The 26,582-nt window shown below is 73.5% G+C and carries 24 protein-coding genes; 12 read left to right on the top strand and 12 right to left on the bottom strand.

The genetic code is table 11. From position 1 onward, the window contains the following. Window positions 1-217: 217 nt before the first annotated feature. From AB0D66_RS31545 to AB0D66_RS31535, 3 genes are all read right to left on the bottom strand, one after another. Window positions 218-787, bottom strand: coding sequence for a hypothetical protein (locus AB0D66_RS31545; RefSeq protein WP_362310623.1), 570 nt, complete (start codon window positions 785-787; stop codon window positions 218-220). Between the two features lie 221 nt (window positions 788-1,008). Then, a complete protein-coding gene (locus AB0D66_RS31540) occupies window positions 1,009-1,779 on the bottom strand; it encodes a hypothetical protein (protein WP_362310622.1) in 771 nt (256 codons plus the stop codon). A 36-nt stretch (window positions 1,780-1,815) separates the two neighbouring features. Then, the gene (locus AB0D66_RS31535; RefSeq protein ID WP_362310621.1) at window positions 1,816-1,968 is read right to left on the bottom strand and encodes a hypothetical protein; all 153 of its coding nucleotides are present in this window, start codon (window positions 1,966-1,968) and stop codon (window positions 1,816-1,818) included. Between the two features lie 978 nt (window positions 1,969-2,946). Between AB0D66_RS31535 and AB0D66_RS31530 the strand changes: the two genes are divergently transcribed. Continuing rightward, a complete protein-coding gene (locus AB0D66_RS31530; protein WP_362310626.1) occupies window positions 2,947-3,777 on the top strand; it encodes an SAM-dependent methyltransferase in 831 nt (276 codons plus the stop codon). Between the two features lie 122 nt (window positions 3,778-3,899). Then, window positions 3,900-6,047 carry an EAL domain-containing protein gene (locus AB0D66_RS31525; protein WP_362310625.1) on the top strand — a complete coding sequence of 716 codons (2,148 nt, stop codon included), beginning with the start codon at window positions 3,900-3,902 and terminating at the stop codon, window positions 6,045-6,047. 208 nt (window positions 6,048-6,255) lie between these two features. Here AB0D66_RS31525 and AB0D66_RS31520 read toward each other — a convergent pair whose 3' ends face one another. Then, window positions 6,256-7,326, bottom strand: a complete 1,071-nt coding sequence (locus tag AB0D66_RS31520) for an FAD-dependent monooxygenase (protein WP_362310620.1) — start codon at window positions 7,324-7,326, stop codon at window positions 6,256-6,258. A 124-nt stretch (window positions 7,327-7,450) separates the two neighbouring features. Between AB0D66_RS31520 and AB0D66_RS31515 the strand changes: the two genes are divergently transcribed. Next, window positions 7,451-8,107, top strand: coding sequence for a TetR family transcriptional regulator (locus AB0D66_RS31515; protein ID WP_362310619.1), 657 nt, complete (start codon window positions 7,451-7,453; stop codon window positions 8,105-8,107). Between the two features lie 34 nt (window positions 8,108-8,141). Here the strand turns inward: AB0D66_RS31515 and AB0D66_RS31510 are convergent, their stop codons facing one another. Further along, window positions 8,142-9,020 carry a LysR substrate-binding domain-containing protein gene (locus AB0D66_RS31510; protein WP_362310618.1) on the bottom strand — a complete coding sequence of 293 codons (879 nt, stop codon included), beginning with the start codon at window positions 9,018-9,020 and terminating at the stop codon, window positions 8,142-8,144. A 96-nt stretch (window positions 9,021-9,116) separates the two neighbouring features. Here AB0D66_RS31510 and AB0D66_RS31505 point away from each other — a divergent pair, with 96 nt between their 5' ends. The 4 genes from AB0D66_RS31505 (at window position 9,117) to AB0D66_RS31490 (ending at window position 13,395) form a co-directional block, all read left to right on the top strand. After that, on the top strand, window positions 9,117-9,821 hold the full coding sequence (locus tag AB0D66_RS31505; RefSeq protein ID WP_362310617.1) for a succinate dehydrogenase: 705 nt from the start codon (window positions 9,117-9,119) through the stop codon (window positions 9,819-9,821). A 2-nt stretch (window positions 9,822-9,823) separates the two neighbouring features. Continuing rightward, window positions 9,824-11,779, top strand: a complete 1,956-nt coding sequence (locus tag AB0D66_RS31500; RefSeq protein ID WP_362310616.1) for a fumarate reductase/succinate dehydrogenase flavoprotein subunit — start codon at window positions 9,824-9,826, stop codon at window positions 11,777-11,779. Next, window positions 11,776-12,516: a succinate dehydrogenase/fumarate reductase iron-sulfur subunit gene (locus AB0D66_RS31495; RefSeq protein WP_362310615.1), complete on the top strand. Its 741-nt coding sequence runs from the start codon at window positions 11,776-11,778 to the stop codon at window positions 12,514-12,516. Before AB0D66_RS31500 ends, AB0D66_RS31495 begins: the two co-directional genes overlap by 4 nt. Window positions 12,517-12,744: 228 nt before the next feature. Then, complete coding sequence (locus AB0D66_RS31490; RefSeq protein WP_362310614.1) at window positions 12,745-13,395, top strand: hypothetical protein; 651 nt, start codon at window positions 12,745-12,747, stop codon at window positions 13,393-13,395. Between the two features lie 9 nt (window positions 13,396-13,404). Here the strand turns inward: AB0D66_RS31490 and AB0D66_RS31485 are convergent, their stop codons facing one another. Both AB0D66_RS31485 and AB0D66_RS31480 read right to left on the bottom strand, forming a co-directional pair. Then, complete coding sequence (locus tag AB0D66_RS31485) at window positions 13,405-15,798, bottom strand: excinuclease ABC subunit UvrA (protein ID WP_362310613.1); 2,394 nt, start codon at window positions 15,796-15,798, stop codon at window positions 13,405-13,407. A gap of 10 nt (window positions 15,799-15,808) precedes the next feature. Beyond that, the gene (locus AB0D66_RS31480) at window positions 15,809-16,798 is read right to left on the bottom strand and encodes an MsnO8 family LLM class oxidoreductase (protein WP_362310612.1); all 990 of its coding nucleotides are present in this window, start codon (window positions 16,796-16,798) and stop codon (window positions 15,809-15,811) included. 48 nt (window positions 16,799-16,846) lie between these two features. On the opposite strand from AB0D66_RS31480, the gene AB0D66_RS31475 reads away from it, so the two are divergent. Then, window positions 16,847-17,338, top strand: a complete 492-nt coding sequence (locus tag AB0D66_RS31475; protein ID WP_362310611.1) for a hypothetical protein — start codon at window positions 16,847-16,849, stop codon at window positions 17,336-17,338. A gap of 21 nt (window positions 17,339-17,359) precedes the next feature. Here AB0D66_RS31475 and AB0D66_RS31470 read toward each other — a convergent pair whose 3' ends face one another. After that, window positions 17,360-17,575, bottom strand: coding sequence for a dodecin (locus AB0D66_RS31470; protein ID WP_362310610.1), 216 nt, complete (start codon window positions 17,573-17,575; stop codon window positions 17,360-17,362). Between the two features lie 171 nt (window positions 17,576-17,746). On the opposite strand from AB0D66_RS31470, the gene AB0D66_RS31465 reads away from it, so the two are divergent. From AB0D66_RS31465 to AB0D66_RS31455, 3 genes are all read left to right on the top strand, one after another. Next, window positions 17,747-19,003, top strand: a complete 1,257-nt coding sequence (locus AB0D66_RS31465) for an extracellular solute-binding protein (RefSeq protein ID WP_362310624.1) — start codon at window positions 17,747-17,749, stop codon at window positions 19,001-19,003. Window positions 19,004-19,243: 240 nt separating this feature from the next. Next, window positions 19,244-20,068: a GNAT family N-acyltransferase gene (locus tag AB0D66_RS31460; protein WP_362310609.1), complete on the top strand. Its 825-nt coding sequence runs from the start codon at window positions 19,244-19,246 to the stop codon at window positions 20,066-20,068. Beyond that, on the top strand, window positions 20,065-20,994 hold the full coding sequence (locus AB0D66_RS31455; protein ID WP_362310608.1) for a 1-acyl-sn-glycerol-3-phosphate acyltransferase: 930 nt from the start codon (window positions 20,065-20,067) through the stop codon (window positions 20,992-20,994). Before AB0D66_RS31460 ends, AB0D66_RS31455 begins: the two co-directional genes overlap by 4 nt. On the opposite strand, the gene egtD is transcribed toward AB0D66_RS31455, so the two are convergent. Genes egtD through egtA form a run of 4 tightly spaced genes read right to left on the bottom strand, consistent with a single transcriptional unit; the run spans window position 20,877 to window position 25,226 of the window. Then, window positions 20,877-21,851: an L-histidine N(alpha)-methyltransferase gene (gene egtD / locus AB0D66_RS31450; protein ID WP_362310607.1), complete on the bottom strand. Its 975-nt coding sequence runs from the start codon at window positions 21,849-21,851 to the stop codon at window positions 20,877-20,879. The genes AB0D66_RS31455 and egtD overlap by 118 nt on opposite strands. Next, window positions 21,848-22,624 (bottom strand): ergothioneine biosynthesis protein EgtC, encoded by a 777-nt coding sequence (gene egtC / locus AB0D66_RS31445; protein WP_362310606.1) that lies wholly within the window; start codon window positions 22,622-22,624, stop codon window positions 21,848-21,850. Before egtC ends, egtD begins: the two co-directional genes overlap by 4 nt. Beyond that, entirely contained in the window at window positions 22,624-23,928 is a 1,305-nt protein-coding gene (gene egtB / locus AB0D66_RS31440; RefSeq protein ID WP_362310605.1) for an ergothioneine biosynthesis protein EgtB, read from the bottom strand. Before egtB ends, egtC begins: the two co-directional genes overlap by 1 nt. Continuing rightward, window positions 23,925-25,226: an ergothioneine biosynthesis glutamate--cysteine ligase EgtA gene (gene egtA / locus AB0D66_RS31435; protein ID WP_362310604.1), complete on the bottom strand. Its 1,302-nt coding sequence runs from the start codon at window positions 25,224-25,226 to the stop codon at window positions 23,925-23,927. Before egtA ends, egtB begins: the two co-directional genes overlap by 4 nt. A 120-nt stretch (window positions 25,227-25,346) precedes the next feature. On the opposite strand from egtA, the gene AB0D66_RS31430 reads away from it, so the two are divergent. Further along, window positions 25,347-26,198 (top strand): TIGR02452 family protein, encoded by an 852-nt coding sequence (locus AB0D66_RS31430; protein WP_362310603.1) that lies wholly within the window; start codon window positions 25,347-25,349, stop codon window positions 26,196-26,198. Window positions 26,199-26,582: the final 384 nt, after the last annotated feature.

The following is a 26,582-nucleotide window of genomic DNA, read 5'->3' as shown; positions in this document are numbered from 1 at the left end:
GCGAGACTTCGACGCCGCTAATCCGCGAGGAGATTTGCCATGAGAGACATTCTACCGGGGCTGTGCAACTGGTTTCCGGGCCCCGGGTCCTGGCCAGGACCCGGGGCGACCGGCTGCCGGCGATCCGAAACGGGATGACGAAGGGGCGGCGTGGGGCGGCCGGGGCGCGGGCGGCCCGGCGGCCGGGGGGATGGCGACCGGGGGGATGGCGGCCGGCTCAGTGGCTCCGGCGGCTGCCGCGCCGGCGCAGGGAGTACACCGCGCCGCCGGCGGCGGCGAGGAAGAGGGCCGCGCCCGCGCCCAGTTGCACGGGATCCATGCCGGCCACGCTGCCGCCGACACCGCCCTGAACGCCCCGGGCGGAACTGGCGGCGGGGGCGTTGGGGGTGGCCGTCCGGGTGGAACTGGTGGTCGGGCTGGTCGTACCGCCCGCGATCGTCAGATCGGCCGAGCCGGTCTCCCCGTTGCAGGTGAAGGAGACGGAGTACACGGCTCCGCGCCGGGCGTCCCGGTCCACCGTGACCCGTACGGCCTGGCCGCGGGCGATGCTCACGGTGTCGAAGACCCCGGAGGAGGCGGTGGCGTAGGCGGCGTTGCATCCGGTGACCGACAGGACCGTCCGGCCGCCCGGAGCGACCGTGGACGGGGTGATGGAGAAGCCGAACGAGGTGACCTGCCGGGCTTCTGCGGCGGTCGCGGCAGACATGCCGAGGACGCCGAGCGCGAGTACGGCGCCCGTGGCGCCGGCGCTCAGCAGGGCTGTGGCGGAGGTACGTATCGCACCCATGGTTGATTCTCCGGATCCCCGAGGAGCAGCCGCGGAAGGGGTTTCCGCACGTGGGGCTCGTGCGCCTCGATGTCCGCCACGCTAGGTGCGGGTGGCCGGGCCCGCGATCAGGAACGGGCGAATGGGGCATGGTCCTGGGCCGAACCGGGGACGGGAGGCCCGTCCCCGGTTTGCGGCGGGTGCTGCGCGGGCGGCTTGCGGCGCTGTTCGGCCGGGGGCCGTCAGTCTCTGAGGCCCAGATGCGGGAACTGTGAGAGGAACGGTTCGGCGGTGGCCGAGATGCCCCGTCCGAACGGCGCGTCGAAGTCCCAGATGAGGAACAGCAGGAAGGCGATCAGCGCACTGAACAGACCGGCCAGCAAGAGCTCCCGGAAGGAGCGCCGGATCTGCAGGGTGAAGATCAGGCCGACCGTCACCAGGGCCCCGGCGATCAGCCCGAACCACACCACCCCCGGCATCGTGGCTCCGGCCCCCAGGCCTCGCGCACCGCGGGCGTCGTCCACCGCGGCGACCTGGTCGACCAGCGGCTGGTAGGCCTGCCCCTCGTGGTCGGTCTGCGGCTCGTAGTCGGTGACGTCCCGGCGGATCCGCTCCAGCAGTTCGCCGCCGCGTTCCGTGAGGCGGCCGTGGTCGGCCATCTCCCGCCACTCGGTGTCCACCACGTACGTCACGTACGCGTCGACGTCGGCGCGGATCGCCTTGCGGACCTCGGCCGGGTAGACCTCGGAGCGGACGCTGATCTCGTGCAGGGCCTGTGCCTCCTGGCGTACGTACTCCTGGGCGGCACCGCGGCCCTCCCAGACGCCGGCGATCGCCAGGCCCAGCACGATCGCGTAGATCACCCCGATCATCATCGTCATGTACTCGATGACGTCCGGGGTTTCGTTCGGATCGTCGTCCTCGCCGATCCTGCGGTGGTTGAAGAAGGCGATGGACAGCACCACGGCGCAGGCCGCGGCCATCGCGATGGTCAGGACGAGCCATTCCGACAAGATGACTCCCAATCGGTTACGGGTGGGGCGCAGGGGCTACCGGGGACGCAGCGCGACGATCGCGAGGACGGCCGGAGCCGCGGTCAGCAGGGTGAAGGTCACCGGCGAGATGTGGCGTTCGACCGGCTTGCGGGCGGGTGCGTGATAGCTGGGACGGGCCACCGGCTTGATCGCGGGCGGTGGTGCCACGGGGGCGGGTGCGGGCGGGGCGGGCGGCTCGGGCGCCGGGGGCGGCGCGGGTGCGGGCGGCGCGGGTTTCGGCGGGACGGCCTTCGGCACCGGTTTCGGTACGGGTTTGGGCGCCGGTTTGGGCGGGGGCGGGGGCGGGGGAGGGGGCGGCGTCGGCGCGGGCGGTGGGGCCGGCGTCGGAGGGGGCGGCGGGGTGGGCTTCGGCGGTGGCGTGGGCTTGGGGGGCGGCGGAGGCGGGGTGGGCTTCGGCGGACAGGGCGGGGGCGGCGGAGGCGGTGGCGGGCAGTGGTGCCCGCCGTGACCGCCGTGGCCGCCGTGGCCGCCGTGACCGCCGTGCCCGCCATGCCCTCCGTGGCCACCGGGTCCTCCGTGTCCGCCATGGCTGCCGGGTCCGTCGTGACGGCCTCCTCCGGGGGCCCATCCGGGGGTCCCTCCGGGCCGGCCCTCGCGCCGGCCGCCGTGATGTCCGCCACCCGGGCCGCCTCCGCGGCCCCCGCTGGAGGCCGACGCGACCGCGGTGGGGGCGGAGGCGCCGTCTTCGGAGCCGGTCGTCGCGTAGGCGCTGCTATCAGCCACGGCCGGCGTGACGGACAGGGCCGCCCACAGCAGGACCGGGACCGCCAGCAGGCGTCTGGCACAGGCTTTGTTCACCCGGCGAGCATGGGCTCGCGCCCGCCCGCGCACGCGAGGGTCGGGCCTTGTTCGCCTGAACGGGTGGAGTGCCGACCGGAAAGGTTTGAGCCACTCACGTGTCGCCCGGTGGGCGAGTCCCGACGCTCATCGCGCAATTCCCAAAAGGGATGTGTCGGTATCGATCATTCTCCCGGACAGGTGCCGCAGACGTGTTTGGTGTGTGACGAAGAACGGATCGCCAATTTCCGCTTTTGCTCGCCCCGTTGGGCAATGATCAGTACATTCGGCTCGGACAGGAGTCCGACCGCTGACGGACCACCGCAGGAACAACGCTTGGAGACCCCGATGGAGCGCCCCGCCTGGGCCCCGCCAGGCATCGACATATCGGTGCCGAGCGTGTCCCGCATCTACGATTACTACCTGGGCGGGTCCCACAATTTCGAGGTCGACCGCCAGGCGGCCCGCCGGGCCATGGAATTCATGCCGGGCCTGCCCAAGATCATGCAGGCGAACCGGGCATTCATGCGCCGCACCGTGCGGTACGCGGTGGCCCAGGGCGTCACGCAGTTCCTCGACATCGGCTCCGGCATCCCCACCTTCGGCAATGTCCACGAGATCGCCCAGGCCGCCAGCCCCGAGGCGCGCGTGGTCTACGTCGACCACGACCCGGTGGCCGTCGCGCACAGCCAGGCCGTGCTGGCCGACGACGAGCGCAGCGGTGTCGTCGCCGCCGACCTCCGCAAGCCGCAGGACATCCTGGCCGCCCCGGAGGTGACCCGGCTGCTCGACCTCGACCGGCCGGTCGCGCTCCTGCTCGTCGCCGTCCTGCACTTCCTGGAGGACGCGGACGACCCGTACGCGGCCGTGGCCGAGCTGCGCGAGGCCCTGGCCCCGGGCAGCCTGCTGGTCCTCACGCACGCCTCATTCGAGGGGATCCCGCTCACGGAGGAGGTCGCGGGCGGCACCGTCGGCGTCTACCGGGACATCCGCAACCCCCTCGTGATGCGCGGCAGGGACCAGATCCGCGGCTTCTTCGACGGGTTCGAGATGCTGGAGCCCGGTCTGGTGTCCATGCCCGACTGGCGTCCGGACCGTGCCGAGTCCGCGGAGGACGGCGCGGTTCCGGAGGACCCGTACGCCTTCTCGGGCTACGGCGGCGTGGGACGCAAGGCGTGAGACTTCCTGCACAGACGGCGGGCGCGCCGGACGGCGCCGCGGTGTCCGCCGGAGCGCCGGCCCCCGGGGCCGGGGCGGCGAAATCAGCGGCTCCGGAGCCGCCGGCGGTTCCCAAAGGCGGTATCGAGGACCGGATCGCCCGCTTCGCGACCATCTGGGGGCGGGCGATCTTTCCGGTCACGGCGACCTCGCTGACCCGTGCCGAGTTCGAACGGCACCTGGTCCCGCTCACCCGGACGCTCGCCGAGGCCCTGCACGCCCGCCCCTTCGACGCCGCCGTCGGCCAGCGGGTCGGCGCGGAGCTGGTCGCCGTGCACTGCACGGACCCGGAGGCGCTGTCGGGCACGCTCGGGGTGATCGAGTCGTACCTGCTGCTCTACTGCGGGCCCGCCCGGCCCGGGGGGCCGGGCTCCGGCACGGAGGACACCGAGGAGTACCGGTCCCGCTGTGCCCGCCTCCAGCACGGGATCGCCGCGGGCTTCGCCCGCGCCCTGCGTGAGCGCACCCTCAAGGAGCAGGAGGCCATCGCCCGTTCGGCGCTGACGGCCCGCATCGACGCGCAGCAGGCCCTGCACGCGAGCGAGGAGCGCTTCCGGGCGGTCTTCGAGGGCGCGGCCGTCGGAATCGGCATCGCCGACCTGGAAGGGAACATCCTCGAGGTCAACGACGCGCTGCTGCAGATGTTCGGCGGCCTGGAGGGGCACGTCCGGGGCCGCAAGGTCAGCGAGTGGGGACACCCCGACGACACCCCGCACGTGTGGCGGATGTACGGCGAGCTGGTGCGCGGCGAGCGCGAGAACTTCCGCGTGGAGAAGCCGTACTACCGGCACGACGGCACCGTGCTCTGGACCAACCTGACCGTGTCGCTGCTGCGCGACGCCGACGGGGCGCCGCGCTATCAGCTGGCGCTGATGGAGGACACCACCGAACGCCGGCTGCTGAACCTGCGCCTGCGCTACGAGGCGACCCACGACGCCCTGACGGGCCTGCCCAACCGGACGCTGTTCTTCGAACGGCTGGAGAAGGCCCTGAGCGGGGCCGGGGCCAGCCGTTTCGGCCTGTGCTATCTGGACCTCGACGGGTTCAAGGCGGTCAACGACAGCCTCGGCCACTCGGCGGGCGACCGGCTGCTGGTGGAGGTCGCGGACCGGCTGCAGAGCTGCGCGACCGGCCCCGGCGAGGTGGTCGCCCGGCTCGGCGGGGACGAGTTCGTCGCCCTGACCACCGGCCCCGACACCGAGCAGGAGGTGACCGACCTGGCGGTCCGCATCCTGTCCGCGCTGTCGACGCCGATCCGGCTGGAGGGCCGCGAGCTGACGGTCCGGGGCAGCATCGGCATCGTCGAGGGCCCGGCCCGCGAGCGCACCCCCGCGGAGGTGCTGCGCAGCGCGGACATCACGATGTACCGGGCCAAGGCGGCCGGCGGCAACCGCTTCGAGTTCGCCGACGCCGAGGCCGACGCCCGGGCCATCACCCGCCACGGACTGACCAACGCCCTGCCGGCGGCGCTGGAGCGCGGCGAGTTCTTCATCGAGTACCAGCCGCTGGTCCACATGCACGACGGCAGCGTGCACGGTGCGGAGGCGCTGGTGCGCTGGTCGCACCCGCAGTACGGGGTGCTCGGCCCGGACCGCTTCATCCCGCTCGCCGAACGGACCGGGCTGATCGTGCCGCTCGGCCGCTGGGTCCTGGAAGAGGCCGTCCGCCAGGCCCGCAACTGGCAGCGCCAGCACGGCGGCTCCTCCCTGCGGATCAACGTCAACCTTTCGCCGACCCAGCTGCACCACCCCGGCCTGGTCGCCGACACCGTCGCCGTGCTGGAGAAGTCGGGCCTGGCGCCGGGCGCGCTGTGCCTGGAGGTGACCGAGTCGGCCCTGATAGGCGCCGACGACGAGCTCCTCGAACCGCTGCGCCGGCTCGCCGCCATCGGTGTGGACATCGCCCTCGACGACTTCGGCACCGGCTACTCGAACCTGGCCAACCTGCGCCGCCTCCCGGTCAGCGTCCTGAAGCTGGACCGCTCCTTCACGCAGGGGATGCAGCAGAGCCCGGCCAACCCGGTCGACGTCAAGATCGTGGAGGGGATCGTCGCCCTGGCCCACAGTCTCGAACTCGCCGTCACCGTGGAGGGCGTGGAGACCGGAGCCCAGGCCGCCCAGCTGCGCGACCTCGGCTGCGACACCGCCCAGGGCTGGTACTACGCCCGCCCGGGCGCCCCCGACCGCATCCACACCCTCTCCCTCTCGGACGCCATACCCACCGCGTCCTGACCCCGGCCGCCCGGCAGCCCGCGCCCCGGCAGCCCGCCCCGGCAGCCCGCCGCCCACCGTCCGGGGCGGGGGCGGCGGCCCCCGGCGAGCGGGCCCGCCCGCCTTGTGCCCGCCCGCCCGCCGGCGCCCTCGGGTGCCTGCCCGCCGGCGCCCGCCTCGTGCCTGCCCGCCGATGCCCGCCTTGTGCCCGCCCGCCGATGCCCGCCGGTCAGTTCATGCCCGCCTCCGTCCCGCGCCCCGGTTCGCGGACCGCCGCCATCGCCCTCTCCATCCGCCGGGTGGTGTCGGCCAGCACCTCGGCCGCCACCGGCAGGCGTTCGGCCTCGTACGTGTCGAGCACCCCGTCCGGAACCGGGCCGGTGACGGCGGCGGCCAGGGTCCTGGCGAGGGCGGCCGCGTCCCGGATCCCGGTGTTCATGCCCAGCCCGCCGGCTATCGGGTGGACATGGGCCGCGTCCCCGGCGAGGAAGACCCTGCCCACGCGCATCCGGGCGGCCTTGCGGACGTTGGACCGCCAAGACGAGAGCCAGGTGGGATCCGCCAGCCGGATCCCCGGCACCCCTGCATACCGGTCGAACAGCCGCTGGAAGCCCTCCAGCGAGGGAGGCAGCGGCTCTCCCCGCTCGTCCTGTTCGGGCGCGGCCTGGAGCTGGAAGACCTCCGTCCCCGGTATGGGGCACAGGAGTATCCCGCCGCCGTCCGATGTGAACCACTGGTGCCAGTAGTCCCGGCTCAGCCCCGGCGCCCTCACGTCCCCGAGCACCATCGACGGCTTCTCCTCCGTGTGCCCCTCGAAGGGGATCGCGAGGAGCTCCCGGACCGAGCTGCGGCCGCCGTCGCACCCCGCGGCGTAGCCCGCGCGGACCGAACGGCCGTCGGCCAGCCGCGCGGTGACCCCGGTGGCGTCCTGGGAGATCCCCGCGACCCCGGCCCCGTACTCGATCCGGACGCCCAGGCCGGCCAGCCGCTCGCGCAGGACCTCCTCGACCTGCCACTGCCCGATCAGGAGGCCGCCGCCGGCGGCCCGGGTGTCCTCGACGTGGGCGCCGTCGAAGTACTTGCGCAGGACCGGCTCGGAGCTCCCGATCGCGCGGACCGGTTCGACGACGCCGAGCCGGGAGAAGACCTCCAGGCCGCCCGGATCGAGGCCCTTGCCCCGGGACTCGCGGTGGGGTTCGCCCCGCCGCTCCAGGATCCGGACGGAGATGCCGCGAAGGGCCAGTTCACAGGCCAGGGTGAGGCCGGTCGGGCCGGAGCCCGCGATCAGTACGTCGGTCATCGGAAGTCCTCTCATCGCGTCGATGCCTCAAGGAAAGCGGCTCCCGCAGCAAAAAGCAACCCGGTCACGAAATTAACCAGGACAAAAAAATAACCGGGTAACGAATCTGTGCTATGGTGGGGGCATGGACGACAACACGACGGGTCTGCGCGAGAACAAGAAGCTCCGTACGCGCCACAAGCTGGCGGCCACGGCGCTCGAACTCTTCCTGGAACACGGCTTCGACGCCGTCTCCGCGGCGGACGTCGCCGCGGCGGCGGAGGTCTCCAAGCCCACCTTGTTCCGGTACTTCCCGAGCAAGGAGGACCTGGTGCTGGACCGGTTCGCCGACCACCAGGACGAGGTGGCGCGCATCGTGCGCGAGCGGCCGGCCGGCCGGCGGCCCGTGGGCGCCCTCCGGGAGCACTTCCTGGCGGCCCTCGACCGGCGCGACCCGATCACCGGGCTCTGCGACCACCCGGCGGTCCTCGCCTTCGAGCGGCTGGTCTTCACGACCGCCAGCCTGGAGACCCGCCTGGCCCGCTACACGACACGCGAGGTCGAGCTGCTCGCCGCCGCGCTCGAGGCCGAATCCACCCCGCCCCTCACCGCCCGGCTGGCGGCGCTGCACCTGGTGACGGCCCGCCAGGAGCTGGGCCGGGAGAACTGGCGCCGGATCGAAGCGGGGCAGAGCGCCGACGAGGCCCATCCGGCGGCCGTGGCCGATGCCGACTCCGCCTTCGGCATGCTGGCCGGCGGTCTCGACCAGGTGCTGCCCATACGCACCGGCGCCGCGTCGTAAGGCTGACGGCGGACTGCCGGGGCCGCCCGCTCCGTCAGCCCACCAGGATCCGCTTCAGCTCGCGCGCCGCACGCGGCGGAGCCACGTCCGTGCGGTGGGCCAGCGCGATCGTGCGGCGCAGCGGGGAGCCCTCCAAAGGGGTGGCCCGCAGGCCGGGACCCGCGCGGTCCACCACCATCGCGGGGACCACCGCGACGCCCAGCCCCGCCCGGACGAAGCCGAGCACCGCGTCCATCTCGCCGCCCTCCACCGTGAAGACCGGCTCGAACCCCTCCGCGCGGCAAGCCGCCACCGTCAGCTCCCGCAGGTCATACCCGTGCCGGAACATCACCATGGGCTCGTCGCGCAGCCCGGAGATGGTCAGCGCCCCGCCCCCGCCCGGCGCCGGCAGCTCCGCGGACGAGACCACCACCAGGTCCTCCGTCAGCAGCTCCACGGTGGTCAGGGCCGGAGCCGAGGGCGGCAGCGGCAGCGCGATCAGGGCCAGGTCCAGGGCGCCGCGCGCCAGTTCCCGCACGAGATCGAGCGAACCGCTCTCCTCGATCAGCAGCTCGATCCCCGGATGCGCGCGGTGGAAGGCGCGCAGCACGTCCGGCAGCAGGCCCGTGCAGACGCTCGGCGTGGCCCCCAGCCGGACCCGCCCGCGCCGCAGCTGCGCCAGCTCCTGCACCTCCAGCCGCGCGGTGTCCGCGTCCGCCAGGATCCGCCGGGCCAGCGGGAGCAGCGCCTCGCCCGCGTCCGTCAGCGCGATGTTGCCGCGCGCCCGGCTGAACAGCTCGGCGCCCAGCTCCCGCTCCAGCGCCTTGATCTGCTGGGACAGCGAGGGCTGTGCCACGTGCACCCGTTCCGCGGCCCGGGTGAAGTGCCGGGTGTCGGCGACGGCGACGAAGTAGAGGAGCTGCTGGAACTGCATGGACCCCAGGATAGGGCCATGCATAGGAACCGCCTATGGAGATCAGCTTCATCATGTCTTGGACCTGTCAGGACTTTGGTCCTTACGGTCGAGGGCATGGCACTGGCAACGCGGACGGGTCGACGGCCGTCCACCACGCGCACGATCTGGGACTCGTCCGTCGGCAAGAAGTCCGTGATGGCCGTGTCCGGCCTGATCATGCTCGGCTACCTGGTCGTGCACATGCTCGGCAACCTCAAGATCTTCTTCGGGGCGGACGAGTTCAACGGCTACGCCCACTGGCTGCGCACCCTCGGCTCGCCCTTCCTGCACCACGAGTGGGCCCTGTGGATCGTCCGCGTCGTGCTGCTCGCCGCGGTCGTCGCGCACGCCGTCTCCGCGTACCAGCTCAGCCGCCGCGGCATCCAGGCCCGGCCCGTGAAGTACGCCCACAAGCGCCGCCGGGCGAGCTACGCCACCCGCACCATGCGCTGGGGCGGCATCATCCTCGGCCTGTTCATCGTCTGGCACCTGCTCGACCTCACCACGCTCACCGTCAACGAACGCGCCTGGGCCGGCCACCCGTACGAGAACGTCCTCTCCACCTTCTCCACCTGGTACGGGAACACGATCTACATCGTGGCGATGGCGGCCCTGGGCCTGCACGTGCGGCACGGCTTCTGGAGCGCCGCCCAGACCCTCGGCGCGGGCAGCGCCCGCCGCGAGCGGTCGCTGAAGTTCCTGGCCAACGCCCTGGCCCTCGTCCTCTTCGCGGGTTTCGTCTCCGTCCCCGTGGCCGTCATGACCGGAGTGGTGAACTGACCATGAGCGACCTCGGACACGACTACACCCGCTACACCGCCGGCGGGCCCCTCACCGACACCAAGGCCCCCGGAGGACCGATCGCGGACCGCTGGGACCGCCGCCGCTTCGAAGCCAGGCTCGTCAACCCGGCCAACCGCCGCAAGCACACCGTCATCGTCGTCGGCACCGGCCTCGCCGGCGGCTCCGCCGGCGCGACCCTCGCCGAGCAGGGCTACCACGTCGTCCAGTTCTGCTTCTCCGACTCCCCGCGCCGCGCCCACTCCATCGCCGCCCAGGGCGGCATCAACGCCGCCAAGAACTACCGCAACGACGGCGACTCGGTGCACCGCCTCTTCTACGACACCGTCAAGGGCGGGGACTTCCGGGCCCGCGAGTCCAACGTCCACCGCCTCGCCCAGATCTCGGTCGAGATCATCGACCAGTGCGTCGCCCAGGGCGTCCCCTTCGCCCGCGAGTACGGCGGCCTCCTCGACACCCGCTCCTTCGGCGGAGTCCAGGTCTCCCGCACCTTCTACGCCCGCGGCCAGACCGGCCAGCAGCTCCTCCTCGGCGCCTACCAGGCCCTCTCCCGGCAGATCGCCGCGGGCAACGTGGAGATGCACGCGCGCACCGAGATGCTCGACCTGATCACCGTCGACGGCGTGGCCCGCGGCATCGTGGCCCGCGACCTCGTCACCGGCGAGGTCTCCACCCACTACGCCGACGCGGTGGTGCTGGCGAGCGGCGGCTACGGCAACGTCTTCTACCTCTCCACCAACGCCATGAACTCCAACGCGACCGCCGTCTGGCGTGCGCACCGGCGCGGCGCGTACTTCGCCAACCCCTGCTTCACCCAGATCCACCCCACCTGTATCCCGCGCACCGGCGACCACCAGTCCAAGCTCACCCTGATGAGCGAGTCCCTGCGCAACGACGGCCGCATCTGGGTCCCCAAGGCCAAGGGCGACACCCGCCCCGCCGCCGACATCCCCGAGGCGGAGCGCGACTACTACCTCGAGCGGATCTACCCCTCCTTCGGCAACCTCGTACCCCGCGACATCGCCTCCCGCGCCGCCAAGAACGTCTGCGACGAGGGCCGCGGCGTCGGCCCCGGCGGCCAGGGGGTCTACCTCGACTTCGCCGACGCCATCCGCCGCATGGGCCGCGACAAGGTCGCCGAGAAGTACGGCAACCTCTTCGAGATGTACGAGCGGATCACCGCGGAGAACCCCTACGAGGTCCCCATGCGGATCTATCCCGCCGTCCACTACACGATGGGCGGCCTGTGGGTCGACTACGACCTCCAGACCACCGTGCCCGGCCTCTTCGCGATCGGCGAGGCCAACTTCTCCGACCACGGCGCGAACCGGCTCGGAGCCTCCGCCCTCATGCAGGGCCTCGCCGACGGCTACTTCGTGCTGCCCGCCACCATCAACGACTACCTGGCCCGCCACCCGCACCAGGAGGCCGTCGACGACACCCACCCCGAGGCCCGGGAAGCCGTACGGGAGACCCGCGAGCGCCTCGCGCGGCTGCTCTCCGTGGACGGAGACCGCACCCCCGACTCCTTCCACCGCGAGATCGGCGAGCTCATGTGGGAGTACTGCGGCATGGCCCGCACCGAGGAGGGACTGCGCAAGGCGCTCGGCCGGATCCCGCAGATCCGCGAGGAGTTCTGGCGGCGGATCAAGGTCCCCGGCACCGGTGAGGAGTTCAACCAGTCGCTGGAGAAGGCCAACCGCGTCGTCGACTACCTGGAGCTCGCCGAGCTGATGTGCCTCGACGCGCTCCACCGCGCCGAATCCTGCGGCGGCCACTTCCGCGAGGAGTCCCAGACCCCGGACGGCGAGGCCGCCCGCCGCGACGAGGAGTACTCCTACGCCGCCGCCTGGGAGTTCACCGGCGCCGCCCCCGTCCTGCACAAGGAAGACCTCGTCTTCGAGTACGTCCACCCCACCCAGCGGAGCTACGCATGAAGCTCACCCTGCGCGTCTGGCGCCAGCACGGCCCCGACGCCCCCGGCGCCATGGCCTCCTACGAGGTCGACGGCATCTCGAAGGACATGTCCTTCCTGGAGATGCTCGACACCCTCAACGAGGACCTCATCCTGCGCGGCGAGGACCCGGTCGCCTTCGACCACGACTGCCGCGAGGGGATCTGCGGCGCGTGCAGCCTCGTCATCAACGGCGACGCCCACGGCCCGGAACGGACCACCACCTGCCAGCTCCACATGCGGTCCTTCGCCGACGGCGACACCATCGACGTCGAGCCCTGGCGGGCCGCCGCCTTCCCGGTGGTCAAGGACCTCGTCGTCGACCGCGGCGCCTTCGACCGCATCATCCAGGCCGGCGGCTACATCACCGCCCCCACCGGCTCCGCCCCCGAGGCGCACGCCACCGCCGTGCCCAAGGCCGACGCCGACTTCGCCTTCGAGCACGCCGAGTGCATCGGCTGCGGCGCCTGCGTGGCGGCCTGCCCCAACGGCTCCGCGATGCTCTTCACCTCCGCCAAGGTCAACCACCTGGGCGTCCTCCCGCAGGGCTCACCCGAGCGCGAGTCCCGCGTGCTGGACATGGTCGCCGCGATGGACGACGAAGGCTTCGGAGGCTGCACCCTCACCGGCGAATGCGCCACGGCCTGCCCGAAGGGCATCCCGCTCCCGTCCATCGCCGCCATGAACAAGGAGTGGCTCCGAGCGATCCGCAAGGGCTGACCCGCCCCCCCGCGCCCGCCCCGCGCCCGCGCCCGCGCCCGCCCCGCGCCCGCGCCCGCCCCGCGCCCGCCCCGCCCCGCGCCCGCCCCGGCCCGCGCCCCCGCCTCCGCGGCCCGGCCCCGCCCGATGCGCCGACCGGGGAGGGCGGCTGCGCCGACCGGGCGCTCGTACGGGCCCCACGCCGTGCCGCGCACCGGCTCGGTCCCGGCCGTGGGGGACAGTGCACCCATGCCACACGCCCCCGCCGGGACCGGACCGCGCCGCCGAGCCGTACTGGCCGCGGCCCTCGCCCCGCTGGCCGCGGCCGGCTGCTCCGGGGAGGAACCCGCGCGGCAGCCGGCACCCGGCCCGCAGGCCGGGGCCGGGGACGCCCTGATCATGGTGATCCGGCACGCCGAGAAGCCGTACGCAGGGGACACCGGCTCGGACGAGGAGGGCGAGGACGACCCCGGCTCGCTCGCCGGCCGCGGCTGGCGCCGGGCCGAGGAGCTCCCCCGGCTCTTCCCGCCGGCCCGCGGCTCCTCCCTGCCCCGCCCCGCCGCGGTCTTCGCGGCCGGCGGCAAGGGCGCGCCGCCCGCCCGGTGCCGGCAGACCGTCGCAGCCCTGGCCACCGCCCTGCGCACTCCCGTACGCGGCGAGTTCGCCGTCGGCGCCGAGCCCGCCCTCGCCCAGGCCGTGCTGCGCGCCCCCATGCCCGTACTCGTCTGCTGGGAGCACAGCGGCATCCCCGGCCTGGTCCGCGCCCTCGGCGCCCACGAGGTGCTCGGAGTCCCCGCCACCTGGCCCGACCGCCACGACCTCGTCTGGATGTTCACCCGCCGCCAGGGGCAGTGGAGCTTCCGCGAACTCCCGCAGCACCTGCTGTCGGGCGACGCCTGACCGGGCCGGCTACCCCCGCAGGGCCCGCGCCAGGTACGGCGCCGTACGGCCCACGCCCGCCTCGGCCACCTCCGCCGGGGTGCCCGAGGCGACGACCCGGCCGCCCTCGGCGCCCCCGCCCGGGCCCAGGTCGATGACCCAGTCCGCGCCCGCCACCGCCGCCATGTCGTGCTCCACGACCACCACCGAGTGCCCCGCGTCCACCAGGCCGTGCAACTGCCGCAGCAGCACCCGCACATCGGCCGGATGCAGGCCGGTCGTCGGCTCGTCGAGCAGGTACAGCGTGTGGTCCCGGCGCAGCCTCTGCAGCTCCGTGGCCAGCTTGATGCGCTGCGCCTCGCCGCCCGACAGCTCGGTGGCCGGCTGCCCCAGCCGCAGATAGCCCAGCCCGATGTCCTCCAGCGCCCGCAGGCTGCGCGCCGCCGCCGGAACCCCGGCGAAGAAGCCGGCCGCCGCCTCCACCGTCAGCCCCAGCACCTCCGCGATGTTCAGCCCCCCGTACCGGACCTCCAGGGTCTCGGTGTTGTACCGCGCGCCCCCGCACTCCGGGCACGGGGCGTACGTGCTCGGCAGGAACAGCAGCTCCACCGAGACGAAGCCCTCGCCCTGGCAGGTCTCGCACCGGCCGCCCGGCACGTTGAAGGAGAACCGGCCCGCCTTCCATCCGCGCGCCCTGGCCTCCGGCGCCGCCGTGAACAGCTTGCGCACCACGTCGAACAGCCCGGTGTAGGTGGCCAGGTTGGACCGGGGGGTGCGGCCGATCGGCTTCTGGTCCACCTCCACCAGCCGCCGTACCGGGAACTCCGGTTCCGTCAGCCGTTCGGAGACCTCCCGGGCCAGCGCCTGGCCCACCAGCGTGGACTTCCCCGACCCCGACACCCCGGTCACGGCGGTGAACACGCCGAGCGGGAAGGGCACGTGCACGTCCCGCAGGTTGTGCCGGTCGACCCCGCTCAGCCGCACCGACCCGGTGGCCGTGCGCACCGGGCGCCGGGCCGCGGCCGGCTCCGGCGCCGCGAACAGGTGCCGGGCCGTCGCCGACCCCTCCACACCGGCCAGCTCCTGCGGCGGCCCGCTGTAGAGCACCTGCCCGCCGTGCTCTCCTGCCAGCGGTCCCACGTCCACCAGCCAGTCGGCGTGCCGGACCACCGACAGATCGTGTTCCACGACGAACACCGTGTTCCCGGACTCCTTCAGCCGGTCCAGCACGCCGAGCAGCGCCTCGGTGTCGGCCGGGTGCAGCCCGGCCGACGGTTCGTCCAGTACGTACACCACCCCGAACAGCCCCGACCGCAGCTGCGTGGCGAGCCGCAGCCGCTGGAGCTCGCCCGCGGACAGGCTCGGCGCGGAGCGGTCCAGGCTCAGGTAGCCGAGCCCGAGCTCCACCACGGGCCCGATCCGCGAGCGCAGGTCCTGCGCGAGCACCCGCGCGGCCTCGTCGGCCGGCGGCGCGGCGGCGAGCACGTCGTCCAGCGCGGTCAGCGCCATGGCCGCCAGTTCGGCGATCCCGCGGCCCGCGAAGGTCACCGCCAGGGCCTCGGGCCGCAGCCGGCGCCCCCCGCACACCGGGCAGGGGGAGTCGGCGAGGAAGCTCTCGGCGCGGGCCCGCAGCGTGGTGCTCTTGCTGTCGGAGAAGGTCCGCATCACATAGCGGTGGGCGCTCATGTACGTGCCCTGGTAGGGCCGTTGGATCCGGTCCGCGTCGCGCACCGGATGCACGGTGACCACCGGCTGCTCCTCGGTGAACAGGATCCACTCGCGGTCCTTCGCCGGGAGCTCCCGCCACGGCCGGTCGACGTCGTGGCCCAGGGCCTCCAGGATGTCCCGCAGGTTCTTGCCCTGCCAGGCGCCGGGCCAGGCGGCGATGGCGCCCTGGCGGATCGACAGCCCCGGGTCGGGAACCAGGAGTTCCTCGCTGGTGCGGTGGATCCGGCCCAGGCCGTGGCAGGAAGGGCAGGCCCCGGCCGCGGTGTTGGGGGAGAAGGCGTCGGAGTCGAGCCGCGCGGCACCCGGCGGGTAGGTGCCGGCCCGGGAGTACAGCATCCGCAGCGAGTTGGACAGCAGGGTCACCGTCCCGACCGAGGACCGCGATCCCGGCGAGGACCGGCGCTGCTCCAGGGAGACGGCGGGCGGCAGCCCGGTGATGGAGTCCACCTTCGGCGCGCCGATCTGGTGGATGAGCCGGCGGGCGTACGGGGCCACGGACTCGAAGTAGCGCCGCTGGGCCTCGGCGTAGATCGTGCCGAAGGCGAGCGAGCTCTTACCGGATCCGGAGACGCCGGTGAACACGGTCAGCGCGTCGCGCGGGATGTCCACGTCGACCCCGCGCAGGTTGTGCTCCCGGGCACCCCGGACGCGTACGCGGGAGTCAGGCGCGGGCAGAGGATCGCTGGACTGGTGCATTCGCCCTACTTTAGAGTCCCGCGATCCGGGCCAGCCTGCGGTGCGAGTCGAGCAGCGCGGTGCGGTCGTAGGTGGACGTGGTGACCAGCAGCTCGTCCGCGCCGGTCAGCGCGGACACCTCGGCCAGCTCCGCCGCGACCTGCTCCTCCGTGCCGTACACGTGCCCGGCCAGCGCGCCCTCGTACAGCTCCCGCTCCTTCGCGGTCATGGCCAGGGCCTCGACCTCCCCGGCCGGTCGCAGCGGCGGGAAGCTGCCCCGGGTGCGGGAGTACGCGGCGGACCAGGCCTCGGGCATCAGGATCCGCCGGGCCTCCTCGGCCGTGGCGGCCACCGCCACGGTCCCGGAGACCACCACGTACGGCTCCGTGCCCCGGGCCGAGGCCCGGAACTCCTCGCGGTAGGTCTCGATGACCTCCCTGACCCGGCCGCGCGTGCGCAGGTCGCCCACCACCAGCGGCAGGCCGGCCCGGGCGGCGATCCCCGCGCCCTCGCCGGTGGCCAGTACGTACGCCGGTATCCGCAGGCCTTCGGCGGGGCGGGCGTGCACCTGCGGATGGGCCTGCTGGCTGCCGTCGAGCCAGCCCAGCAGCTCGGCCAGCTGCTCCTCGAACCGGTCGGCGTCCCCGGTGTCGCGTCCCAGTGCCCGGCGGATGCCGTTGGTGAAGCCGACCGAGCGGCCGAGCCCCATGTCGATGCGGCCGGGGAACAGCGCCTCCAGGACCCCGAACTGCTCCGCGATCACCAGCGGCTGGTGGTTGGGCAGCATGACCCCGCCCGTGCCGACCCGGATCCGCCGGGTGGCCGCCGCCACGGCCGCGGCCAGCACGGTCGGGGCGGAGCCGGCGACCCCGGGCACGCTGTGGTGCTCCGAGACCCAGAAGCGGTGGTAGCCGAGCTCCTCGGCGGTCCGGGCCAGGTCGACGGTGTCCCGAAGGGCTTCGGGGGCCGGGTGGCCCTCGCGGGTCCGGGACCGGTCGAGGAGGGAGAGTTTTCGGATCACACAGGGTCTCAACACCGGGAGCCCGCGGGCATTCCTTAGGGTTGCGGGATGAGCGAGAGCACCCGCAGGCCGCTGGCCGTCTTCGACATCGACAACACCCTGGCGGACACCGGCCACCGCCAGCACTTCCTGGAGCGCCGCCCCCGGGACTGGGGCGGCTTCTTCGGCGCGGCGCCGGCCGATCCGCCGCTGGAGCGCGGGGTGGCCCTGGCGGTGGAGAGCGCGGCCGACTGCGAGGTGGTGTACCTGACCGGGCGCCCGGAGCGCTGCCGGGCGGACACGGAGGACTGGCTCGCCCGGCACGGCCTGCCCGAGGGGCGGGTGTGGATGCGCGGGAACCAGGACCGGCGCCCGGCCCGGACGACCAAGCTGGAGGTGCTGAAGCGGATCGCCCGGGGCCGGGAGGTGCGCATGCTCGTGGACGACGACGAACTCGTCTGCCAGGCCGCCCGCGGCGCCGGCTTCCGGGTGGTCCTCGCCGACTGGGCGGCACAGGCACCGGAGCTCAAGGCCGCCCAGGAGGGTGAAGGGCGGACCTGAGCGGGGCCTGCGGCCGGGGGCTCACTCCTCGCCGTCGAGGCGGAAGCCGACCTTGAGCCCGACCTGGTAGTGGGCGATGGCTCCGTTCTCGATGTGCCCGCGCACCTGGACGACTTCGAACCAGTCGAGATTGCGCACGGTCTGGCCCGCACGGGCGATCCCGTTGCGGATGGCCTGATCGATGCCCTCGTGGGAGGTGCCGACGATTTCGGTCACCCGGTAGGTGTGGTTGGACATGGGGTCTCCCGATGCTGGGTGGCTTTTGCCTCGTTCTACGGTGCCCCAGTAAGTCCGGCTCCGCGAACTTTGTGTGAACAGTCCCGAGCGAAAGGCTCTTGACCGGCCCATTGGTCTATGCCAATTTCAAGCCATCCGAGATCCGTCCCCAGAAGGTGACCTTTCGTGAAGATGCGCTTCTTTGCCGTGTGCACCGCCCTTGCCGCCGCGACCGCCCTGACGGGCTGCGGCCAGTCGGGTGACCCGGCCGGAGGCACGCAGAAGGTGACGCTCTGGCTGATGAAGGGCAGCGCCTCGGAGGACTTCATCGGCAAGTTCACCGCCTCCTTCGAGCAGGAGCACCCCGGGGTGGACCTGGACGTCAGGATCCAGGAGTGGACGGGCATCGGCGAGAAGGTCAACGCCGTGCTGGAGGGCAGGAGCAAGGAGGGCGCCGACGTCATCGAGGTCGGCAACACCCAGGTCGCCCAGTACGTCGAGACCGGCGGCGTCGAAGAGCTCACCCTCGAGGGACTGCGCGCCTGGGGCAGCAAGGACTGGCTCAAGGGCCTCTCCGACCCGGGCAGCGTCAACGGCGCCCAGTACGGCGTCCCCTGGTACGCCGCGAACCGGGTGGTGATCTACAACAAGGAGCTCTTCGCGAACGCCGGGATCAAGAGCGCCCCCAAGAACCGCGCGGAGTGGGTCCAGGCCACCCAGAAGCTCGACAAGCCGGAGCAGCAGGGCATCTACCTGGCGGGCCAGAACTGGTACGTCCTCGCCGGCTTCATCTGGGACGAGGGCGGGGAACTCGCCGTCGAGTCCAGCGGCCAGTGGGTCGGCAGCCTCGACGACGAGAAGGCGCTGGCCGGCATGGAGTTCTACAAGCAGCTCCAGGCGCTCGGCGACGGCCCCAAGGACGCGGACGAGGAGACGCCCCCGCAATCGGAGGTCTTCGCCCGCGGCCGGGTCGCCCAGATCATCGCCACCCCCGGCCAGGCCGCCGAGATCGAGGCCGCCAACCCCGCGCTCAAGGGCAAGCTCGGCTTCTTCCCCATCCCCGGCAAGACCTCCGACAAGGCGGGCGCCGTGTTCACCGGCGGCTCGGACCTGATCATCCCGCAGCGCACGAGGCACCGGAAGGACGCGGTCGACGTGATCACGGCCCTGGTCAGCGAGAGGTGGCAGACCGAGCTCGCCCGCACCATGAGCTACGTGCCCAACAAGACCACCCTGGCGCACCTGGTCGAGGGCAACGAGGGCGCCGCCACCATGGCCGTCGGCGCGGCCCAGGGCCGGGCCACCCCCAAGTCCGCCCGCTGGGCCGAGGTCGAGGCGAAGAACCCGATCAAGCCCTTCATGACGGCCGTCCTGACCGGGCAGGACCCGAAGCAGGCCGCCCGGACCGCCTCCGCGACCATCAGCACGGTGCTCAGCTCCGACCGCTGACCGCTGACCGCTGACCGCTGACCGCTGACCGCTGACCGCGAGGCCGCCGGCCCCAGTGCGCCCACGGCTCCGCCACCCGCCCGCCCCCGCCCCCACCACCTGCCCGACCACCGAGTTCAGCGTCCGCACATCCGCGTGCCGCTGAGCGGTCATGTCGAATCCAGCCGGTCACGGAAGAAGTAGAGGAGCCAGGCCGCACACCTGCCGGCCCGGCCCTCCGCGCCCGGATCAGGAGCCGCCATGACCATCGCACCCCTGTCCCCGTCCCCCCTTCCCCCCACCGCGGCCGGCACCGCCACGGGCCGCGCCGCCGGCAGCGCCCCCGTCCCCGCCCAGGGCCCCCGCTACGCCGTACGCCTCGCCCGCGACGAGAACGAGGTGCGCGCCGCCCAGCGGCTGCGCCACCAGGTCTTCGCCGGCGAGCTCGGCGCCCGCCTGGACGGGCCCGAGCCCGGCCTCGACATCGACTCCTTCGACGCCTACTGCGACCACCTCCTGGTCCTCGAAGAGGAGACCGAGGAGGTCGTCGGCACCTACCGGCTGCTTCCCCCCGAGCGTGCCGCCATTGCCGGACGCCTCTACTCCGAAGGCGAGTTCGACCTCTCCGCCCTCGCACCCATCCGCCCGGACCTGGTGGAGGTCGGCCGCTCCTGCGTCCACCCCGACCACCGCAACGGCGCCGTCATCGCCCTGATCTGGGCCGGCCTCGCCCGCTACATGGACCGCTCCGGGCACAACTGGCTCGCCGGCTGCTGCTCGATACCGCTCGCCGACGGCGGGGTGCTGGCCGCCGCCACCCGCGAGGCGGCCCTGGCCCGCGCCTTCGCCCCCCAGGAGTACCGGGTCACCCCGCACCTCCCCTGGAACCCCGAGGGCATCACCTACCCCGCCCGCATGGAACTGCCCCCGCTGCTGCGCGGCTACCTGCGGCTGGGCGCCTGGGTGTGCGGCGAGCCCGCCCTCGACGCCGAGTTCGGCTGCGCCGACCTGTACGTACTGCTGTCCCTGCGCCGCACGAACCCGCGCTACCTCAAGCACTTCCTCTCGCTCGTCCCGGGCGCATGAGCGGCTGGCTGCCCACCTCGCCCTGCACCCCCGAGGCCTGCGCCGGCCACGGGGGCCGCACGGCGGGCGTCCCGCGCGCGGTGCTCCGGCTCACCGCCGCCGTCCTCCTGATCCTCGCCGGGATCCTCGGCGCCCCGCCGGTACGGCTCCTGCCGGCCCGGCCCCGGCACGCGGTGGTGCGGGCCTGGTCGGCCGCGCTGGTCAGGGCGTTCGGCATCCGGATCACCGTGCACGGAACCCCCGGCCCGGGCGGCGGCCGCCTGATCGTCGCCAACCACATCTCCTGGCTGGACATCCCGCTCGTGGCCGCCGTCCTGCCCTGCCGGATGCTCGCCAAGAGCGACATCCGCGCCTGGCCGGTCCTCGGCCGCCTCGCCGGACGGGCCGGAACCCTGTTCATCGAACGCGAGCGGATCCGCGCCCTGCCCGCCACCGTCGAGTCCCTCACCCGCGCCCTGCTCGACGGCGACCGGGTCACCGTCTTCCCCGAAGGCTCCACCTGGTGCGGGCGCGCCCAGGGCGCCTTCCGCCGGGCGGCCTTCCAGTCGGCTCTGGACGCACGGGTCCCCGTACAGCCCGTCCGGCTCGCCTACCTGCGGTGCGACGGGGAACCGGCCGGGGAGCCCGCCTTCGTCGGGGACGACCCGCTGACCGCCTCGCTCTGGCGGATCGCGCGGGCCCGCGGGGTGCGGGCCGAGGTCACCCTGCTGCCGCGGATCCCGCCGGGCCGGCACGCGGACCGGCGGGACCTCGCGGCCGCGGCTCAGCGGGCGATCACCTCCGACTCAGCCCTCCCCGGCATCCCGGCTCAGCGCTCCGGGCCGTCGGCGACCGACAGGGACAGGGCGAACCGGCCCGCCGCGTCCGTCCACCACTGGACCAGCTCCAGCCCAGCCGAAGCCAGTTCCTTGCGCACGCCCTCCTGACGGAACTTCGCGGACACCTCCGTCAGGATCTCCTCACCCGCGGCGAACGGCACCACCAGGTCCAGCGCGCGGATCTTCACCAGCAGATCCGACCCGGCCCGCAGCCGCATCTCGATCCACTCCTGCTCCCGGTTCCACACCGCGACGTGCGTGAAGTCGGCGGTGTGGAAGTCCGCCCCCAACTCCCTGTCGATCACGGCCAGTACGTTCTTGTTGAACTCGGCCGTCACCCCCTGGGCGTCGTCGTACGCCGCCACCAGCACGGCCTCGTCCTTGACCAGGTCCGTGCCGATCAGCAGCGTGTCCCCGGGCGAGAGCATCGCCCGGACCGACGCCAGGAACACCGCCCGCTCCGGCGGCAGCAGGTTCCCGATCGTGCCGCCCAGGAACACCACCAGCCGCGGCCCCGGGGACCGCGGCAGCCGCAGGGCGCGGGTGAAGTCGGCCAGCAGGGCGTGCACCCGCAGCCCCGGATGCTCCTCCAGGAGCGTCCGCGCGGCTCCGGCCAGGGCGCTCTCGCTCACGTCCACCGGGATGTAGGTGTCCAGCGCGGGCATCGCCTCGATCAGGTGCCGGGTCTTCTCCGAGGAGCCGGAGCCCAGCTCCACCAAGGTCCGCGCCCCGCTCGCCGAGGCGATCTCCTGGGCCCGCTCCAACAGGATCTCCCGCTCCGCCCGGGTGGGGTAGTACTCGGGCAACCGGGTGATCTGCTCGAAGAGTTCACTGCCCCGCGCGTCGTAGAACCACTTCGGCGGCAGCACCTTGGGTGTCTGCGTCAGCCCGTGCAGCACGTCCGCACGCAGCGCCGTCTCCGCGGTGTGCTCGTCGAGGGTCCGGGTCATCTGGAAGTCACTCACGCTCGCTCCTTCTCCCCCAGCGGGGTCTCCTTGAGGGGGGTCAGCTCGACCCGGGTACGGGTGGCGGTCAGCAGGGTCCGGTCGGGCACCTCGCACCAGCGCGGGTCCTGGTCGTACGGCTCGGACGCCACCACCATGCGCTCCGCCTCCGGATCCGCCAGGTACCACAGCGAATCGCCCCAGGCCGTCGCGGCGATGGCCGCACCGTCCGTCAGCAGCAGGTTCAGCCGCGAGCCCGGAGCGGCCGAGGCCACCTCCACGACCGTCTCGGCCAGCGCCGCGCCCAGCTCCGCCCCGGCCCGCAGCCGGTTCAGGACCAGCGCCCAGACCAGCGCCGAATCGGTGCGCGAGGCCAGCTGGAGCAGCTCCGCCGGCGGCAGGCCGAGCGCCAGCGGGGCCGCCGCCTGCGGCCAGTCCCGTATCGCCCCGTTGTGGCTGAACAGCCAGGGCCCGTCCGCGAACGGGGCCGCCGCGGCCTCCCCGTCGGCCCCCGGCCGGGTGGCATCGCGCACGGCGGCCAGCGCGGCCTCGCTGCGCACCACGCGGGCGAGGTCGGTGAAGGTCAGGTCGGACCAGATCGGCCCGGCCCGGCGGTAGCGCGCGGGGACCGGGTCGTCCTGCGCGTACCAGCCGACGCCGAAGCCGTCGGCGTTGACGGTGCCGCTGCGCTGACGGCGCGGCTCCCAGGACTGGTGCACCAGCGAGTGCTCGGGTTCGCTCAGCAGCCGGCCGAGCGCCACCATCGGTCCCAGATAGGCGAGATGACGGCACATCAGGCATCCCTCGCGGTGCGGAAGCCCGAGAAGATCTGCCGGCGCACCGGAAGGTCCCAGTTGCGGAAGGTGCCCCGGCAGGCCACCGGGTCCACGGCGAAGGAGCCGCCGCGCAGCACCTTGTGCTCGGGGCCGAAGAAGACCTCCGAGTACTCGCGGTACGGGAAGGCCCGGAACCCCGGGTACGGCAGGAAGTCGGACGCCGTCCACTCCCACACGTCGCCGATCAGCTGGCGCACCCCGAGCGGCGAGGCCCCGGCCGGATAGCTGCCGACGCGGGCCGGGCGCAGGTGGCGCTGGCCGAGGTTGGCGTGGAGCGGGCCCGGATCCGCGTCCCCCCACGGGTAGCGGCGGGAGCGGCCGGTGGCGGGGTCGTGCCGGGCGGCCTTCTCCCACTCGGTCTCGGTGGGCAGCCGGCGCCCGGCCCAGCGGGCGTAGGCGTCCGCCTCGTACCAGCTGACGTGCAGGACCGGCTCCTCGTCGGGAACGGGCTCGGTCACCCCGAACCGGCGGCGCAGCCACTGGCCCGCCTCGCGGCGCCAGAACAGCGGGGCCTTGATGCCGTGTTCGCGGATCTGCTCCCAGCCGGCCGCGGCCCACCAGCGGGGCTCGCGGTAGCCGCCGTCCGCGATGAACGCCTGGTACGCCGCATTGGTCACCGGCACCGTGTCGATCCAGAACGGCTCCGTGTCCCGGGTGTGCGCGGGCCGCTCGTTGTCCAGCGACCACGGCTCGGCGGAGGTCCCCATGGTGAACGGACCGCCCGGGACCAGGACTTCGGCCGCCGGGGGCGCCTCGTACGGGGGATCGGGCTCCGGGGCCGTCAGCACGGCCTCGCCCCGCCGGAGCTGGTGGGTGATCAGCATCGTCTCGTCGTGCTGCTGCTCGTGCTGGGCGATCATCCCGAAGGCGAATCCGTCGTCGAGGAGCGCGCTGCCCTCCAGCGGGGTGCTCTCCAGCAGGTCGAAGACCCGGCCGCGCACCTCGGCCGCGTACCGGCGGGCTTCGGCGGGCCCCAGCAGGGGCAGCTGCGGCCGCTCCGAGCGGGGGTGCTGGAACGCGTCGTAGAGCGGGTTGATCTCGGGGTGCAGCGACTCGCGTCCGGCGACGCGGCCGAGCAGCCACAGCTCCTCCTGGTTCCCGATGTGCGCCAGGTCCCAGACCAGGGGGGACATCAGGGGGGAGTGCTGGGCGGTCAGGTCCCGGTCGGTCACCGGGTCGGTGAGCGCGGCCGTCCGGGCCCGCGCGGCGGTCAGCGCGGCGGCCGCCCGCTCCCGCAGGCCGGGCTGGGATCCGGTGGTCATCGGCGGGCCTCCTTTCCGGCGGCGGACAGCGGCCGGGGCGGGTCGTCGGCCGGGCAGCGGCCGCGCAGCACGAAACGCTCGGTGAAGGCGCCGACCGTCTCCCGGACGTGGTCGCTCGCCCCGAGCCGGGGCAGCGCCTCGGCGGCGGCCCGGAAGCAGGTCTTGGCGGCGGCCCGCAGCTCCGGGTCGGTCAGACCGTGCCGGGCGGCGGCCCGCCACAGCGGATTGCGGGGCGCGGGTGCGGAGCCGTACGCGTCCGCGAGCGCCTTGGTCACCCGGTAGGCGGTCTCAGCGGCCTCCGGGTCGTCGAACAGCGCGTGCACGACGGCCACCGGCACCAGCCAGCCGTCGTCGCCGGGCTGTGCGTCGATCATGCGCAGCTCCAGGTGGCCGCGCGGCCGTACCGGCGGGAAGAGCGTGGTCAGGTGGTACTCCAGGTCCTCCGCGGTGGGGGGCCGCAGCCCCGGGTACACCGGGTCGCCGCCCGTGCGCAGCCAGTCGCGGAAGGTCAGGCCCCGCGGGATCAACCAGGGCTCGCCGTCGTACGACCGGACGCACATCACCTCGGTGTCCAGCGCCTGACGGGTCCAGCCGGCGCGCGGCGGGCCGTCCAGCGGCGGGGCGAGCGAGCGCCGGCTGTCGATGTCGGCCCAGTTGCCCTGCCGGGCACAGCGCCAGTCGGCGTACGGGCCCTCGTAGGCGGGGGAGTTGGCGAAGGCGGCCACCAGGACCGCGCCGAGCAGGTGCGCGAGCCGCCAGCGCCGGCTGTGGCCGAGCACGCCGGGCTCCTCGTATCCGGCGTCGACGCAGACCTGTACGGAGGCGGAGGCGCGCATCATGGCGCGGCCGGCCGGGCCGGTGCGGTCGAAGAAGGTCTCCATCGCGTCGTAGCGCGGGCTGGCCAGCAGCCGGCGGTGGGGGACGCGCGGGTCCTGGCCGTGGCCCTCCAGGACCAGGCCCTGGGCGCGCAGGGCGGCCCGTACGGCGGTGAGGTCGGACTGGAGGCCGTCCACGCAGCCGCTCAGGGAGGTCGCGGGGGCGGAGCTGAGCTCCAGCTGGCCGCCCGGCTCGACGGTCACGCCGGAGTTCAGGGGCAGGGCGTGTGCGGCGCTGTGCGCGGCCCGCAGCCGCTCGGGCGTCAGCGGCCGGCCGGGCCGCTCGGCGTCCAGGACCAGCCATTCGAGCTCGGCACCGAGGAAGCGGGGCGGACCGGTTTTGAAACAGATGCCGTGGACGAGGTCCTCGGCCTGCCCCTCGGTCAGGGGCGCGGGTGGGGGAGCGGGTGAGACCTGGGGCATGACCGGTCCTCTTCTCCTGTCGTCGGTCGTGACATCGGTCGTGACATCACCCGTGCCTACCCGTCTGTCGGGTGCAAAATCCTTTTACCTTTGGCGCTTTCGGTGCGCAGGATGCTCGGTGTGAGCAGCAGATTGCGTGAGATCGCGCGGGAGAACGCCGAGATCGTGGCGGCCGGTGGTTACCGGACGCGGTCGGGACGGCGGGTCGAGCTGGCCGCCGCCCTGGCGGAAGCCAAGGCAGGAACCAGGATATATGGACCAAACCACACGATTCCAGGCGAAGGGATCGCCGGTGGCGGGGCCGGGACGGCCGTCGAGGTCACCGGGGAGAGCAGTACGGCGGCGGCCCGCAGGCTCGTGGCGCAGGCCGCTGCGGTGGCGGTGCTGAACTTCGCTTCGGCCCGGAATCCCGGGGGCGGCTACGTCCGCGGGGCCAAGGCGCAGGAGGAGGCCCTGTGCCGTGCCTCGGCCCTGTACGAGACCCTGCTGGAGGCTCCGGAGTACTACGAGGCGCACCGCGCGGAGCGCAGCACCTTCTACACCGACCGGGTGATTCACTCGCCCGGGGTCCCCGTCTTCCGCGACGACCGGGGCGGTCTGCTGGAGGAGCCCTTCCGCGTCGGCTTCCTCACCTCCCCGGCCCCGAACGCGGGCACGATCCGCCGCCAGGAGCCGGAGCGGGCCGGCGAGATCCCGGGGGCGCTGGCGCGGCGGGCCGGGCTCGTCCTGGAGGTGGCCGCGCTGCACGGATACCGGGGGCTGGTGCTCGGAGCATGGGGGTGCGGGGTGTTCCAGAACGACCCGGCGGTGGTGGCCGAGGCCTTCCGCGCGCTGCTGGCCGGACGTTTCGCCGGGGTGTTCGACCGAGTGGTGTTCGGGATCCTGGACCGCAAGCCGGAGCCCCGGGAGGCGTTCGAGCGGGCCTTCGGCCGGGCGCCGGGCCAGGACGGCGGTGTGTCGTCCCGGCACTGAGCCAACGCCGCCCGAAACCCCCGTCCTCGGGCGGCGTCAGCTCAGTGCCGGGACCGCGAGAGGCCCCTGGTCGTCGGCGGGGGCTCTGGTTTCCCGTCCCCTCGCCGGCCCTCCGGCGTCGCCCACTCTGCCAAGCTCCGGAGCACCGCGCATTGGCCTGGCGTACACAGCGTCTTGACGGAGAGTCGCCCCGCCGCCCGCTCCGGGGTCCCGGCTTTGTTGCGCGGGTCGCCACGGCCGGTGTAAACCCGTGATCATGCTGCCCGAGAGAGCGTTCCGCAGCGCGGAACTAGGTTCTGTCCGGCGGATCATTCGCGGAGCCAGAGTCTGATGGCTGCTGTGGTGATGGTGCCGTGGAAAACGTAGGCGCGTTTGTCGTAGCGG

The organism is Streptomyces sp. NPDC048270 (genome assembly GCF_040652335.1).
GTDB lineage: Bacteria > Actinomycetota > Actinomycetes > Streptomycetales > Streptomycetaceae > Streptomyces.
The sequence above is the reverse complement of the archived record's forward strand: the minus strand, read 5'-3'. Positions and strand labels throughout refer to the sequence as shown.

What these genes read in the sequence shown, in the direction of transcription:
- AB0D66_RS31515 (WP_362310619.1), top strand. Translation starts at nt 7,451, where the DNA reads ATGGACGACAACACGACGGGTCTGCGCGAGAACAAGAAGCTCCGTACG.
- AB0D66_RS31475 (WP_362310611.1), top strand. Translation starts at nt 16,847, where the DNA reads ATGAGCGAGAGCACCCGCAGGCCGCTGGCCGTCTTCGACATCGACAAC.
- egtB (WP_362310605.1), bottom strand. Translation starts at nt 23,928, where the DNA reads ATGACCACCGGATCCCAGCCCGGCCTGCGGGAGCGGGCGGCCGCCGCG.
- AB0D66_RS31465 (WP_362310624.1), top strand. Translation starts at nt 17,747, where the DNA reads ATGCGCTTCTTTGCCGTGTGCACCGCCCTTGCCGCCGCGACCGCCCTG.
- AB0D66_RS31510 (WP_362310618.1), bottom strand. Translation starts at nt 9,020, where the DNA reads ATGCAGTTCCAGCAGCTCCTCTACTTCGTCGCCGTCGCCGACACCCGG.
- AB0D66_RS31520 (WP_362310620.1), bottom strand. Translation starts at nt 7,326, where the DNA reads ATGACCGACGTACTGATCGCGGGCTCCGGCCCGACCGGCCTCACCCTG.
- AB0D66_RS31495 (WP_362310615.1), top strand. Translation starts at nt 11,776, where the DNA reads ATGAAGCTCACCCTGCGCGTCTGGCGCCAGCACGGCCCCGACGCCCCC.
- AB0D66_RS31530 (WP_362310626.1), top strand. Translation starts at nt 2,947, where the DNA reads ATGGAGCGCCCCGCCTGGGCCCCGCCAGGCATCGACATATCGGTGCCG.
- AB0D66_RS31485 (WP_362310613.1), bottom strand. Translation starts at nt 15,798, where the DNA reads ATGCACCAGTCCAGCGATCCTCTGCCCGCGCCTGACTCCCGCGTACGC.
- AB0D66_RS31500 (WP_362310616.1), top strand. Translation starts at nt 9,824, where the DNA reads ATGAGCGACCTCGGACACGACTACACCCGCTACACCGCCGGCGGGCCC.
- AB0D66_RS31470 (WP_362310610.1), bottom strand. Translation starts at nt 17,575, where the DNA reads ATGTCCAACCACACCTACCGGGTGACCGAAATCGTCGGCACCTCCCAC.
- egtC (WP_362310606.1), bottom strand. Translation starts at nt 22,624, where the DNA reads ATGTGCCGTCATCTCGCCTATCTGGGACCGATGGTGGCGCTCGGCCGG.
- AB0D66_RS31490 (WP_362310614.1), top strand. Translation starts at nt 12,745, where the DNA reads ATGCCACACGCCCCCGCCGGGACCGGACCGCGCCGCCGAGCCGTACTG.
- AB0D66_RS31505 (WP_362310617.1), top strand. Translation starts at nt 9,117, where the DNA reads ATGGCACTGGCAACGCGGACGGGTCGACGGCCGTCCACCACGCGCACG.
- egtA (WP_362310604.1), bottom strand. Translation starts at nt 25,226, where the DNA reads ATGCCCCAGGTCTCACCCGCTCCCCCACCCGCGCCCCTGACCGAGGGG.
- AB0D66_RS31455 (WP_362310608.1), top strand. Translation starts at nt 20,065, where the DNA reads ATGAGCGGCTGGCTGCCCACCTCGCCCTGCACCCCCGAGGCCTGCGCC.
- AB0D66_RS31545 (WP_362310623.1), bottom strand. Translation starts at nt 787, where the DNA reads ATGGGTGCGATACGTACCTCCGCCACAGCCCTGCTGAGCGCCGGCGCC.
- AB0D66_RS31460 (WP_362310609.1), top strand. Translation starts at nt 19,244, where the DNA reads ATGACCATCGCACCCCTGTCCCCGTCCCCCCTTCCCCCCACCGCGGCC.